10 protein-coding genes are annotated in these 13371 nt (G+C 60.7%); 5 read left to right on the top strand and 5 right to left on the bottom strand.

Features of this window, described 5'->3' with window-relative positions; all coding sequences use genetic code 11:
* Window positions 1-52: 52 nt before the first annotated feature.
* Window positions 53-736, bottom strand: coding sequence for a lipoprotein-releasing ABC transporter ATP-binding protein LolD (lolD, locus tag AC3WRD_RS25375; RefSeq protein WP_169844077.1), 684 nt, complete (start codon window positions 734-736; stop codon window positions 53-55).
* Window positions 737-743: 7 nt separating this feature from the next.
* Window positions 744-1994, bottom strand: coding sequence for a lipoprotein-releasing ABC transporter permease subunit (locus AC3WRD_RS25370; RefSeq protein WP_096822079.1), 1251 nt, complete (start codon window positions 1992-1994; stop codon window positions 744-746).
* Between the two features lie 94 nt (window positions 1995-2088).
* Between AC3WRD_RS25370 and AC3WRD_RS25365 the strand changes: the two genes are divergently transcribed.
* Together AC3WRD_RS25365 and AC3WRD_RS25360 are read left to right on the top strand one after the other, a co-directional pair.
* Window positions 2089-2670, top strand: a complete 582-nt coding sequence (locus AC3WRD_RS25365; RefSeq protein WP_096822080.1) for a PilZ domain-containing protein — start codon at window positions 2089-2091, stop codon at window positions 2668-2670.
* A 13-nt stretch (window positions 2671-2683) separates the two neighbouring features.
* Window positions 2684-3406, top strand: a complete 723-nt coding sequence (locus AC3WRD_RS25360) for a glycerophosphodiester phosphodiesterase (protein WP_096822081.1) — start codon at window positions 2684-2686, stop codon at window positions 3404-3406.
* 42 nt (window positions 3407-3448) lie between these two features.
* Here AC3WRD_RS25360 and sthA read toward each other — a convergent pair whose 3' ends face one another.
* Entirely contained in the window at window positions 3449-4843 is a 1395-nt protein-coding gene (gene sthA, locus AC3WRD_RS25355) for a Si-specific NAD(P)(+) transhydrogenase (RefSeq protein ID WP_007984277.1), read from the bottom strand.
* 197 nt (window positions 4844-5040) lie between these two features.
* On the bottom strand, window positions 5041-6090 hold the full coding sequence (locus AC3WRD_RS25350; protein ID WP_102621841.1) for an FAD:protein FMN transferase: 1050 nt from the start codon (window positions 6088-6090) through the stop codon (window positions 5041-5043).
* Between the two features lie 75 nt (window positions 6091-6165).
* Between AC3WRD_RS25350 and AC3WRD_RS25345 the strand changes: the two genes are divergently transcribed.
* Window positions 6166-7458 carry an MFS transporter gene (locus tag AC3WRD_RS25345; protein WP_096822083.1) on the top strand — a complete coding sequence of 431 codons (1293 nt, stop codon included), beginning with the start codon at window positions 6166-6168 and terminating at the stop codon, window positions 7456-7458.
* A gap of 66 nt (window positions 7459-7524) precedes the next feature.
* Here AC3WRD_RS25345 and AC3WRD_RS25340 read toward each other — a convergent pair whose 3' ends face one another.
* Window positions 7525-8988: a glyceraldehyde-3-phosphate dehydrogenase gene (locus AC3WRD_RS25340; protein WP_096822084.1), complete on the bottom strand. Its 1464-nt coding sequence runs from the start codon at window positions 8986-8988 to the stop codon at window positions 7525-7527.
* 354 nt (window positions 8989-9342) lie between these two features.
* On the opposite strand from AC3WRD_RS25340, the gene mfd reads away from it, so the two are divergent.
* Both mfd and AC3WRD_RS25330 read left to right on the top strand, forming a co-directional pair.
* Entirely contained in the window at window positions 9343-12792 is a 3450-nt protein-coding gene (gene mfd, locus AC3WRD_RS25335; protein WP_102621842.1) for a transcription-repair coupling factor, read from the top strand.
* 10 nt (window positions 12793-12802) lie between these two features.
* Window positions 12803-13369: a CsiV family protein gene (locus AC3WRD_RS25330; protein WP_096822086.1), complete on the top strand. Its 567-nt coding sequence runs from the start codon at window positions 12803-12805 to the stop codon at window positions 13367-13369.
* Window positions 13370-13371: the final 2 nt, after the last annotated feature.

The following is a 13371-nucleotide window of genomic DNA, read 5'->3' as shown; positions in this document are numbered from 1 at the left end:
CCGTATAAAAATAAAAGACCCGAGGCCTTTTCAGGCATCGGGTTTCAAGCCGTCAGATAGGGGTCAGGCAACCTTCCTGCAAATGCAGGACGCGGTCCATCTGGCGAGCCAGGTTCATGTCGTGAGTCACCACCAGGAACGCCGTGCGCATCGACGTGCTGAGTTCCAGCATCAAGTCCTGTATGCCCTGTGCGGTGTGGGAGTCGAGGTTGCCGGTTGGCTCGTCGAGCATCACCAGGCCAGGCTTGTTGACCAGCGCACGGGCAATCGCCACACGCTGACGCTCACCGCCGGACAGTTCGGCTGGTTTGTGCTCCAGACGATGGCCCAGACCGACTCGCTCCAGCAACGCGGTGGCGCGCTGACGCGCTTCCGGGATCGGCGTCTTGCCGATCAGCAGCGGCATGCAGACGTTTTCCAGTGCGGTGAATTCCGGCAGCAAGTGGTGAAACTGATAAACGAAGCCCAGCGAGCGGTTACGCAGCAGGCCGCGCTTCTTCTCGCTGAGGGCCGAGAGTTCTTCGCCGTCGAGCCAGACGCTGCCCTTGGTCGGCGTGTCGAGGCCACCCAGCAGGTTGAGCAAGGTACTTTTGCCCGAACCCGAGGTACCGACAATCGCTACACGCTCGCCCGGATGCAACTCCAGTTGCAGACCGGCCAGTACTTCTACCGATTCCGGGCCTTCCTCGTAGGATTTGCCCAGGTTGCGGCAGCTCAAGATTGCTTTTTCACTCATGCCCGACTCACTCATAACGTAGCGCCTCCGCCGGCTGGGTGCGCGCGGCACGCCAGGCTGGATACAGGGTGGCGAGGAAACTCAGGACCAACGCAGCGGCGCAGACCATGATCACATCCTGGCTCTGCACCTGCGACGGCAGGTAATCGATGAAATACACGTCGGCGTTGAGGAATTTATGTCCGATCACGCCTTCAAGGGCCGAAATCGCGGCGCTGACGTTGAGCGCGGCAAAGATCCCGACCACGGCGCCGATGGCCGTACCGACCACACCGATCACCGTGCCTTGCACCATGAACGTGCGCATGATCGTGCCCGGCGTGGCGCCCAGTGTGCGCAGAATGGCGATGTCGCCCTTCTTGTCGTTCACCACCATCACCAGCGTGGAAATGATGTTGAACGCGGCAACCGCGACGATCAGCAGCAACAGCAGGCCGATCATGGCTTTTTCCATGCGGATCGCCTGATACAGATTGCCGTGGGTGCGGGTCCAGTCGCGGGCGTAGTAATGGTCTTCACCAAGCCGTTGAGCGATGTTCCACGCTTCACGCGGTGCCTGGAACAGGTCGTCGAACTTCAGACGCAGGCCCTGCACCTGATCAGGCTTCCAGCGGTGCATCTTCGCCAGATCCTGCAGGTTGGTCACGCCCAGGTAACCGTCCAGCTCGCCGGCGCCGACATGGAAGATGCCGACCACGGTGAAGCGCTTCATGCGCGGGAACATCCCGGCCGGCGTCACGCTGACCTCCGGTGCGACGAAGGTGATCTTGTCACCGATGCCCACGCCGAGCTTGGTCGCGGCCTTGTCGCCGATCACGATGCCGAAGCTGCCCGGCGTCAGGTCGTCGAGTTTGCCCTGCTTCATGAAGTTGTCGATGATCGAGACGTTGCGCTCCAGCGCCGGATCGATGGCATTGAGCAACACCTTGGACACCTGGCCGTTGTTGGTCAGCAGCCCCTGCATCTGGGTGAACGGCGCGACGGCCGCCACCTGCGGGTTCTGCTTGACCTTGGCGGCCAGGCTCGGCCAGTCGCTGATGGCTTCACCGGACTCGATGGTCGCGTGGGGCACCATGCCCAGCACGCGGGTGCGCATCTCATGATCGAAGCCGTTCATCACCGACAACACCACGATCATCACGACCACGCCAAGGGCGAGCCCGATCATCGAAGTCAGGGAAATGAATGACACAAAATGATTGCGACGCTTTGCACGGGTATAACGCGTGCCGATAAATACGAAGAGAGGTCTGAACATGTCGGGGCTTGTTCGGAGGGAAAAGGAACGTCCTTGTGGCGGGGGTCGATAACCAGCTTTACACTCAGACCACCGCCGCTACCATGGGTTCGCCATGTCGACATTAGATGAAGAAGATCGCCGCGAATACTACCGTATCGAGGACACGATCGCACTGGAAATTAGGCCCCTGTCCGCTCCCGAAGCCGCAGGCCAGGAAGTGTTGCAGGATGCTTCCCCACTGTTCAATCTGCTCAGCGAACTGCACCTGAGCGAATTCGAGTCGCAGCACCTGCTGCGCCAGATCAGTGAACGTGACCGCGCCATCGCCGCGTTCCTGAAATCCCAGAACAAACGCATTGACCTGCTCAGCCAGGTGGTCGCCCTGACCGTGCTCGGCCACATCGGCGAGCCGCAGCCAGTGATCATCTCCGAGGGCGGCATCGACTTTCAGTACCCGACCCCGATCGCCACCGGCGCCCACCTGTCGGTCAAACTGGTGCTGATGCCCCAGGCGCTTGGCCTGTTGCTGCGCGCCCGGGTGACCCATTGCGACCGCAAGGGCGACGGCTACGACATCGGCACCGAGTTCGAACACTTGACCGATGCCCAGCGCCAGTTGCTCGCCCGCTATATCTTGCAAAAGCAGGCACAGGAACGACGTCTGGCCCGCGAACAGAACGAATCAGGCATTTAATTAAGGAAGAACCGTGACCCTTATCTACGGCCACCGCGGCGCCAAGGGCGAAGCACCGGAAAACACCCTGACCAGTTTTCAGGAATGTCTCAAGCACGGCGTACGCCGTTGCGAACTGGACCTGCACCTGTCCAAGGACGGTGAGTTGATGGTCATCCACGACCCGACCCTCAAGCGCACCACCGAGCGCCGTGGCAAGGTGGTCGAGCACTCTGCTGCCGATCTGGTGACCTACGACGCCCGCAAGGGCGGCCCGGGCTGGATCAAGCCGTGTCCGATTCCGACGCTGGAAGCACTGTTCGAGCAATGTGATTTCGATCACTGGCAGCTCGAAGTCAAAAGCGCTTCACGCACCCGCGCCGCGACCACCGTGCTGGCCATCCGTGAAATGGCGGTCAGGCACGGGCTGCTCGACAAGGTGACGATCACCTCGAGTTCAAGGGAAGTATTGAAAGCTGCACTGGATCTGGTGCCCGACGTATCGCGCGGCCTGGTGGCCGAATACGCCTGGCTCGACCCGTTGAAGGTCGCTCAGAGTTATGGCTGCGAGATTCTCGCGCTGAACTGGACGCTGTGTACGCCGGAACGCCTGCAGAAGGCGCAGCGTCAGGGGCTGCACGTGTCGGTGTGGACCGTCAACGAGCCTGCGCTGATGCGCAGACTCGCCGACTTCGGCGTTGACAGCCTGATTACAGACTTTCCCGGTTTGGCCACTGCCACCCTTGGGAATAGCTGAAATCGGTCTCCCCGGCCGGCTCAGGCCACCGGCCGGAGCCCGTCAAAAAAGCCGGTTGAGGCCGTCGTACGCCGCTACCCGATAGGCTTCGGCCATGGTCGGGTAGTTGAACGTGGTGTTGACGAAGTACTTCAGGGTATTCAGCTCACCCGGCTGGTTCATGATCGCCTGACCGATGTGCACGATCTCCGATGCCTGATAACCGAAGCAGTGAACGCCCAGCACTTCCAGGGTTTCACGGTGGAACAGGATCTTCAGCATGCCTTGCGGCTCGCCGGCGATCTGCGCACGCGCCATGCTCTTGAAGAACGCCTTGCCCACTTCGTACGGCACTTTGGCCTGGGTCAGTTCCTGCTCGTTCTTGCCGATCGAGCTGATCTCCGGAATGGTGTAGATGCCGGTCGGCACGTCATTCACGAAGCGCCAGCTGCCATTGTCGACGATGCTGCCGGCCGCCGAGCGACCCTGGTCGTGGGCGGCACTGGCCAGGCTCGGCCAGCCGATCACGTCACCGGCACCGTAGATGTTCGGCACGCAGGTGCGGTAGGCCTCATCGACTTCGATCTGGCCACGGCTGTTGACCTTGACGCCGATGTTTTCCAGACCCAACTGATCGGTGTTGCCGGTCCGGCCGTTGCACCAGAGCAAGGCGTCGGCTTTGATCTTCTTGCCGGACTTCAGGTGCAGGATCACGCCGTTGTCCACGCCTTCGACGCGGTCGTAGTCTTCGTTGTGGCGCACGGTGATGTTGTTGTTGCTGAAGTGGTAGCTCAACGCCTGGGAAATTTCCGAGTCGAGGAAGCTCAGCAACTGACCGCGGTTGTCCACCAGCTCGACCAGTACACCCAGACCGCTGAAGATCGAAGCGTATTCGCAACCGATCACGCCGGCACCGTAAACGATCAGTTTGCGTGGGGTGTGGCCGAGGCTGAGGATGGTGTCGCTATCGTAGATACGCGGGTGGTGGAAATCGATGTCCGCCGGGCGATAAGGGCGCGAACCGGTGGCGATGATGATGTGCTTGGCCACCAGTTTCTCGACCACACCGTTGGCGCAGACCACTTCGATGGTCTGCTCGTCGGCGAAGCTGCCGGTGCCGAAGAACACGTCGACGCGGTTACGGGCATAGTAGCCGGTACGCGAAGCGACTTGTTTGGAGATGACTTTCTCGGCGCTTTTCAACACGTCCGGGAAGGAGAACCAGCGCGGCTCACCGATCGCGCGGAACATCGGGTTGGTGTTGAACTGCATGATCTGCCGCACCGAGTGACGCAAGGCCTTGGACGGGATGGTGCCCAGGTGGGTGCAGTTACCGCCGACCTGACGACGGCTGTCGACCATCGCCACCTTGCGCCCTGCTTTGGCGGCGTTCATTGCCGCGCCTTCTCCCGCCGGGCCGGAACCCAATACCACCACGTCGTAGTTGTAGACAGCCATGCGTACTCCTCAGAACAGGCCGCGGTGCCAGCAGCACCGGCGGCTAAATCACGCCGAACGGCGGCGCGAAGGAACAATTGGGGGCCAGTAGAAAACCCGGACACAGTCTATAGAAGCGTCAACGCCGCGCACATTAACCCTTGGTCGCGTCGTAGGCTACTTTTGCCTGCACTACAACGCCAGTTTTCGTACTGTCTTCAGTCAACTTTTGCGCCACTGAGCCGCTCGAAAGCCTGACTGGTGCGGGTGACGAAACCTGTATCGGCACGAATCACAAAGAATGCACCAATGTCGTGTTTTTCGGCATAGTCCCAGGCCCTTTCCGGCCCGAGAATCAGCAACAGTGTCGATAGTCCATCGGCCATCAACGCTGAAGGATGAATTACCGTGACCGACGCCAGATCGTGTAGGACCGGCGCCCCGGTGCGGGCATCGAAGGTGTGGGAATAGCGCCGGCCATCCTGCTGAAAATAGTTGCGGTAGTCGCCGGACGTGGAGAGGCCATAGCCATCGACGTTGATGACGCGCTCCGCCACCTGCTGATCGTCACGGGGTTCTTCCAATGCGATGCGCCATGGCGAGCCATCGAGTTTCTTGCCGGACGCCTTGAGCTCGCCCGTGGCTTCGGCGAGGTAATCATGAATGCCCATGGCATCGAGCCGCGCGGCAATGGTGTCGACCGCATACCCGGCAGCGATGCTGTTGAAATCGACTTCGACCGCCGCGTCTTTGCACAACTGGTCGCCATCGACACGCAGATGCCGGTAGCCCACCCGTTTCTGCACTTCAGCCAGCACCGCCTCGCTCGGGACTTTTTCCTCACGCCCCTGCGGACCGAATCCCCAGAGATTGAGCAGTGGCTCCACCGTCAGGTCGTAGGAACCTTCGCTTTGTTGCGACAGCTGCTCACCAACCCTGACCAATTCGAGGATCGGCGCCGGCATGGTCTGACAGCGATCGGCGGGTAACGCGTTGAAGCGCGAAATATCGGAGTCCGCACGGTAGGTGGACATCTGCTGGTCGACGTCGGCGAGGATCTTCTCGACTTCGACGCGGACATCCTGAGGGGCAGGCAGATTGGCGCGGCGCACGTACTTGATCGAATAAGTGCTGCCCATGGTCGGGCCGCCGAAGCTCTCCATCGAGTCGCCGGAGCCGCAGCCAGACAAAACACCGAGAAGAATCACGAAAACTACCCATCGTCCAGTTAACAATTCTTCATCTCCGAGCAAAACCGAGCCCGCCATTATGACCACAGAGCCCGCTAGCTCCCAAACGGATGCAACGCTTTCATACAAAATCAAAAAAGTGAGTACCTGAACATGTCCTCCACCACGGGCAAAGGCAAAGCGATTTTTCGCGTTGTCAGCGGCAATTTTCTCGAAATGTTCGACTTCATGGTCTATGGCTTCTACGCCGTAGCCATCTCCAAGACCTTCTTCCCCACCGACAGCGCCTTCGCCTCCCTGATGCTCGCACTGGCGACGTTCGGCGCAGGTTTCCTGATGCGTCCATTGGGGGCGATTTTCCTCGGTGCCTACATTGACCGTCACGGCCGTCGCAAAGGCCTGATCATCACCCTCGCGCTGATGGCGGCCGGTACGGTGCTGATCGCCTGCGTGCCGGGCTACGCCACCCTTGGCGTTGCAGCGCCGCTGATCGTGCTGTTCGGCCGATTGCTCCAGGGCTTCTCGGCCGGCGTGGAACTGGGCGGTGTGTCGGTGTACCTGTCAGAGATCGCCACGCCAGGCCGCAAGGGTTTCTTCGTCAGTTGGCAGTCCGCCAGCCAGCAAGCGGCGGTGGTATTCGCCGGTCTGCTCGGCGTCGGCCTCAACCACTGGCTGAGCCCGGAACAGATGGGCGACTGGGGCTGGCGTGTGCCGTTCCTGATCGGCTGCATGATTGTTCCGGTGATCTTCGTCATTCGTCGCTCCCTGGAGGAAACGCCGGAATTCCAGGCACGTAAACACCGCCCTACCCTGCAGGAAATCGTCCGTTCGATCGGTCAGAACTTCGGCATTGTCATCGCAGGCATGGCGCTGGTGGTGATGACCACCGTGTCGTTCTACCTGATCACCGCCTACACCCCGACCTTCGGCAAGGCGGAACTGCACCTGTCGGACTTCGATGCGCTGCTGGTGACGGTGTGCATCGGACTGTCGAACTTCTTCTGGCTGCCGGTGATGGGCGCACTGTCTGACAAGATTGGTCGCAAACCCTTGCTGCTGGCGGCGACGATTCTGGCAATTCTGACCGCTTACCCGGCGCTGTCGTGGCTGGTGGCGAACCCGAGCTTCAGCCATCTGCTGATCGTCGAGCTGTGGCTGTCGTTCCTGTACGGCTCGTACAACGGCGCGATGGTGGTGGCGCTGACCGAAATCATGCCGGTAGAAGTTCGTACGACCGGCTTCTCGCTGGCCTACAGCCTGGCGACCGCGACCTTCGGTGGATTCACGCCAGCCGCCTGCACTTACCTGATTCATGTGCTGGACAACAAAGCAGCGCCGGGGATCTGGCTCAGCGGTGCAGCAGTGCTGGGATTGATCGCGACATTGGTGCTGTTCCATGGCAACAAGCACGAACTGCGCACGGCACAAGCCGCCATCCCCAACTGACCTGAATCGCGCACAAACAAAAACGCCCCGACCAAAGTCGGGGCGTTTTTTGTTTGCGGCTAAGGCTTAGCGCGGGAAGGCTGGCGGGTTTACACCGGCCATGTCTTCCATCACGCGGATCACCTGGCAGCTGTAACCGAACTCGTTGTCGTACCAGACGTACAGAACAACGCGGTTATCCTGGGTGATGGTCGCTTCAGCGTCGACAACACCGGCGTGGCGCGAGCCAACGAAGTCGGTCGAAACCACTTCCTGGGAATTGACGAAGTCGATTTGCTTGTGCAGATCGGAGTGCAGCGCCATGTAGCGCAGGTACTCGTTCATCTCTTCACGGGTAGCGGCTTTCTCAAGGTTCAGGTTGAGAATGGCCATCGACACGTTTGGTGTCGGAACACGGATCGCGTTACCGGTCAGCTTGCCGGCCAGCTCAGGCAGGGCCTTGGCAGCAGCGGTGGCAGCACCGGTCTCGGTGATTACCATGTTCAGCGCGGCGCTACGACCACGGCGATCGCCCTTGTGGAAGTTGTCGATCAGGTTCTGGTCGTTGGTGTACGAGTGAACGGTTTCGACGTGGCCGTTGACGATGCCGAACTTGTCATTCACAGCCTTCAGCACCGGCACGATGGCGTTGGTGGTGCAGGAAGCAGCGGACACGATCTTGTCGTCAGCAGTGATTTCGCTGTGGTTGATACCGTGAACGATGTTCTTCAGCTTGCCTTTGCCAGGCGCGGTCAGAACAACGCGGTCGATACCCGGGCACTGCAAGTGCTGACCCAGGCCATCGGCATCACGCCATACACCAGTGTTGTCCACCAGCAGCGCATCTTTGATGCCGTACTGGGTGTAGTCCACTTCGGTAGGGTTTTTCGCGTAGATAACCTGGATCAGGTTGCCGTTGGCGGTGATGGTGTTGTTTTCTTCGTCGATGGTGATGGTGCCGTTGAACGAACCGTGTACCGAATCGCGACGCAGCAGGCTGGCGCGTTTGGTCAGGTCGTTTTCGGCGCCTTTGCGCACCACGATGGCACGCAGACGCAGGCCGTCGCCGCCACCGGTTTTTTCGATCAGGATGCGCGCCAGCAGACGGCCGATACGACCGAAGCCGTAAAGCACAACGTCAGTGCCTTTGCGGGCCGAAGCGTTCTGCTGGCCAACCACGTCAGCCATTTCTTCACGAACGAATTGCTCGGCGGTACGGCCGTTGCCTTCGTTGCGGAATTTGAACGCCAACTTGCCCAGGTCTACCGAAGCCGCGCCGAGCTTGAGCTCGCTCATGGCCTTCAGCAGAGGGAATGTTTCGTGGACGGAGAGTTCGCTATCGTCGGAAGAACGATGGCGAGCAAAGCGGTGAGCTTTGAGAATCGCGATGACAGACTGGTTGATCAGGCTGCGGCCATAGATCGAGCTCACCACGTTGTTATTGCGGTAGAGCTGACCGATAAGCGGAATCATCGCTTCTGCGAGTGCTTCACGGTCGATCCATTCACCAAGACACTGGTCGGGCTTCTGAGTCACGGGAACCTTCCACATGTAGGGGCAGAAAAAAGGGGCTACATTATGCCGCCGAGAAGCTCTCGTAGCAATGCGCGCTTGTCGCGCAAACGGTAACAAAATTCCGTCCAAAAAAATAACGCTCTCCGCCAGCCCAGTAAAACCGGGGCTTTCAGCGCAGTCAGTTTTTCGACGACTGTTAGACGATGTCTGTAACCCTCCGTAACACCGCCCACTTTCGGCACTACATAATCGTCAAAAAAGTGCTCGTTTTTATGGTTACCACTACATTTCGCTGAAACAGCGCAGATAGACGCAGTCTGCAACTGACAGGCGGCACCGGACGCCGCTACAATTACCGACTTTGTCGCAACGCCTGGAGCTCAACCTTCCGTGCCTGTTCTGCGTCTACCGCTTCTCCCTGCCGCGGCAGGTAAACAGCACTGGGGCAACCTCCCCGGTGCCGCCCTGAGCCTGGCCATTGCCGAGGCTGCCAGCGCTGCCAAGCGCTTCACGTTGCTACTGACCGCCGACAGCCAGAGTGCCGAACGGCTGGAGCAGGAGCTGAGTTTCTTCGCCCCGGATTTGCCGGTGCTGCATTTCCCGGACTGGGAAACCCTGCCCTACGACCTGTTCTCGCCGCACCAGGACATCATCTCCCAGCGCATCGCCAGCCTTTATAGACTGCCGGAACTGGAACATGGCGTGCTGGTGGTGCCGATCACCACCGCCCTGCATCGTCTGGCACCGACCAAGTTCCTGCTTGGCAGCAGCCTGGTGCTGGATGTCGGACAGAAGCTCGACGTCGAGCAAATGCGCTCGCGGCTCGAAGCCAGCGGCTATCGCTACGTCGACACGGTTTACGAACACGGCGAATTCACCGTACGCGGTGCACTGATCGACCTGTTCCCGATGGGCAGCAAACTGCCGTATCGCATCGATCTGTTCGACGACGAAATCGAAACCCTGCGCACCTTCGACCCGGAAAACCAGCGCTCCATCGACAAGGTCGATTCGGTCAAGCTGCTGCCGGCCAAGGAATTCCCGCTGCAGAAGGACGCGGTCACCCGCTTCAAGGCGCGCTTTCGCGAGCGCTTCGACGTCGATTTCCGACGCTGCCCGATCTTCCAGGATCTGAGCAGCGGTATCACGCCGGCCGGTATCGAGTACTACCTGCCGTTGTTCTTTGAAGAGACCTCGACCCTGTTCGACTACCTGCCCCAGGACACCCAGGTGTTCTCGCTGCCGGGCATCGAGCAAGCGGCGGAAAACTTCTGGAACGACGTGCGCAACCGGTATGAAGAGCGCCGCGTCGATCCATCGCGTCCTTTATTGCCGCCAGCCGAACTGTTCCTGCCGGTAGAAGACTGTTTCGCCCGCCTGAAGAACTGGCCGCGAGTGGTTGCCAGTCAACAGGACGTGGAAACCGGTGCCGGCCGCGAACGCTTCCCGGCGCAGGCCTTGCCGAATCTGGCGATCGAAGCCAAGGCCACGCAACCGCTGGCCGCGCTTTCCGCCTTCCTCGACGAATTCCCGGGGCGCGTGCTGTTCACCGCCGAATCCGCCGGCCGTCGCGAAGTGCTGCTGGAATTGCTGGAACGCTTGAAGCTGCGACCGAAAACCGTCGACAGCTGGCCGGACTTTGTCGCGAGCAAGGATCGCCTGGCGATCACCATTGCCCCGCTCGACGAAGGACTGATGCTGGACGACCCGGCGCTGGCACTGGTCGCGGAAAGCCCGCTGTTCGGCCAGCGCGTGATGCAGCGTCGCCGCCGCGAAAAACGCGCCGACGCCAACAACGACGCGGTGATCAAGAACCTCACCGAGCTGCGCGAAGGTGCGCCGGTGGTGCACATCGACCACGGTGTCGGTCGCTATCTCGGCCTGACGATTCTGGAAATCGACAATCAGGCCGCGGAATTCCTGACCCTCGAATACGCCGAGAACGCCAAGCTTTACGTGCCGGTGGCCAACCTGCATTTGATCGCCCGTTACACCGGCAGCGATGATGCACTGGCGCCGCTGCACCGCCTCGGCTCCGAGACCTGGCAGAAGGCCAAGCGCAAGGCTGCCGAGCAAGTCCGCGACGTGGCTGCCGAACTGCTCGACATCTATGCCCGTCGTGCTGCCCGCGAGGGTTACGCGTTTGCCGATCCGAAAGCCGACTACGCAACCTTCAGCGCCGGTTTCCCATTCGAGGAAACCCCGGACCAGCAATCCACCATCGAAGCCGTGCGCGAAGACATGCTCGCGCCGAAACCGATGGATCGGCTGGTCTGCGGCGACGTCGGTTTCGGCAAGACCGAAGTGGCCATGCGCGCCGCGTTCATCGCCGTGCACGGCGGCAAGCAAGTGGCGATCCTGGTGCCGACCACCCTGCTCGCCCAGCAGCACTACAACAGCTTCCGCGACCGCTTCGCCGACTGGCCGGTAACCGTGGAAGTGATGAGCCGCTTCAAGTCGACCAAGGAAGTGAACGCTGCGGTGGCCGAGCTGGCCGAAGGCAACATCGACATCGTCATCGGCACCCACAAGCTGCTGCAGGATGACGTCAAGATCAAAAACCTCGGGCTGGTGATCATCGACGAAGAACACCGTTTCGGCGTCCGTCAAAAAGAACAGCTCAAGGCCCTGCGCAGCGAAGTCGATATCCTCACGCTGACCGCCACGCCGATTCCGCGCACGCTGAACATGGCGGTGTCGGGCATGCGCGATCTGTCGATCATCGCCACACCGCCGGCGCGACGCCTGTCGGTGCGCACCTTCGTCATGGAGCAGAACAAGAGCACGGTCAAAGAAGCCTTGCTGCGTGAGCTGCTGCGCGGCGGCCAAGTCTATTACCTGCACAACGATGTGAAGACCATCGAGAAATGCGCCGCCGAACTGGCCGAACTGGTGCCGGAAGCGCGAATCGGCATCGGCCACGGGCAGATGCGCGAACGCGAACTCGAGCAGGTGATGAGCGACTTCTACCACAAGCGCTTCAACGTGCTGATCGCCTCGACCATCATCGAGACCGGCATCGACGTGCCGAGCGCCAACACCATCATCATCGAGCGCGCCGACAAGTTCGGCCTGGCGCAGCTGCACCAGTTGCGCGGGCGTGTTGGCCGCAGTCACCACCAGGCTTACGCCTACCTGCTGACTCCGCCACGCCAGCAGATCACCGGTGATGCGGAAAAGCGCCTGGAGGCGATTGCCAATACTCAGGATCTGGGCGCGGGCTTCGTGCTCGCGACCAACGACCTGGAAATCCGTGGCGCCGGCGAACTGCTGGGCGACGGACAGAGCGGGCAGATTCAGGCGGTCGGCTTCACGCTGTACATGGAAATGCTCGAGCGCGCGGTGAAATCGATCCGCAAGGGCGAACAGCCGAACCTCGATCAACCGCTCGGCGGCGGTCCGGAAGTCAACCTGCGGGTGCCGGCGCTGATCCCGGAAGATTACCTGCCGGACGTGCATGCACGCTTGATCCTCTACAAACGCATCGCTTCGGCCACCGACGAGGAAGGCCTGAAGGATCTGCAAGTGGAGATGATCGACCGCTTCGGCCTGCTGCCGGAACCGACCAAAAATCTGGTGCGCATCACGGCGCTGAAATTGCAGGCTGAACAGCTGGGCATCAAGAAAGTCGATGGCGGCCCGCAAGGCGGACGCATCGAGTTCGCGGCGCAGACGCCGGTCGATCCGATGACCCTGATCAAACTGATCCAGAGTCAGCCAAAACGCTACAAATTCGAAGGCGCCACGATGTTCAAGTTCCAGGTGCCGATGGAGCGCCCGGAAGAGCGCTTTAATACTGTGGAGGCGCTGTTCGAGCGCCTCATCCCGAAAACTGCTTGAAGGACGCCGCATGCGCCTGTTTCGCTCTCTGACTTTGCTACTGACTCTGGTAGCGCCCTCGGTGTTTGCCGATGACCTGTATCAGGTCGAAATGATTCTGGTGCGCCAGAACGCCGTGCCGGCCATCGTCAGCCGTGCCGCACCCGAAGACTGGGCCGCAGGCGCCCAACGCCTGGGTGATGACAGCAAGCGCACCACCGCGCTGAACGACGTCGCCACCAAACTCACCGCCAGCGGCGAGTACAGCGTGCTGATGCACAAAGCCTGGCAGCAGACACTGGGCGAGACGCCGGCGAAGGTCGCGGTCAGCGAAGGTCAGGAGCAGTTCGGCCAGTTCCCCATCGAGGGCACGATCGAAATGAAGCTCGGGCGCTTCACCGACGTGAACGCCGACTTCTGGGTCAACCAGATCGACGCCAATGGCATGGTCACCGCCAGCGAACGCCTGAAACAGGAAAGCCACACCAAAAACGGCCAGCTCAACTACCTGGACAACGGCCACCTGGCCCTGCTGATCAAGATCACTTCACTGACGGCGCCTGCGCCTCGGGAAGCGCCTGAAGTCGTACCGGACTGATT

This window comes from Pseudomonas sp. FW215-R2, from assembly GCF_058789255.1.
This window is presented reverse-complemented; position numbering and strand designations above follow the sequence as displayed.

Coding starts and splice junctions, on each gene's coding strand:
- lolD (WP_169844077.1), bottom strand. CDS start 736: ATGAGTGAAAAAGCAATCTTGAGCTGCCGCAACCTGGGCAAATCCTAC.
- AC3WRD_RS25340 (WP_096822084.1), bottom strand. CDS start 8,988: ATGTGGAAGGTTCCCGTGACTCAGAAGCCCGACCAGTGTCTTGGTGAA.
- AC3WRD_RS25350 (WP_102621841.1), bottom strand. CDS start 6,090: ATGGCGGGCTCGGTTTTGCTCGGAGATGAAGAATTGTTAACTGGACGA.
- AC3WRD_RS25370 (WP_096822079.1), bottom strand. CDS start 1,994: ATGTTCAGACCTCTCTTCGTATTTATCGGCACGCGTTATACCCGTGCA.
- AC3WRD_RS25345 (WP_096822083.1), top strand. CDS start 6,166: ATGTCCTCCACCACGGGCAAAGGCAAAGCGATTTTTCGCGTTGTCAGC.
- sthA (WP_007984277.1), bottom strand. CDS start 4,843: ATGGCTGTCTACAACTACGACGTGGTGGTATTGGGTTCCGGCCCGGCG.
- AC3WRD_RS25330 (WP_096822086.1), top strand. CDS start 12,803: ATGCGCCTGTTTCGCTCTCTGACTTTGCTACTGACTCTGGTAGCGCCC.
- AC3WRD_RS25365 (WP_096822080.1), top strand. CDS start 2,089: ATGTCGACATTAGATGAAGAAGATCGCCGCGAATACTACCGTATCGAG.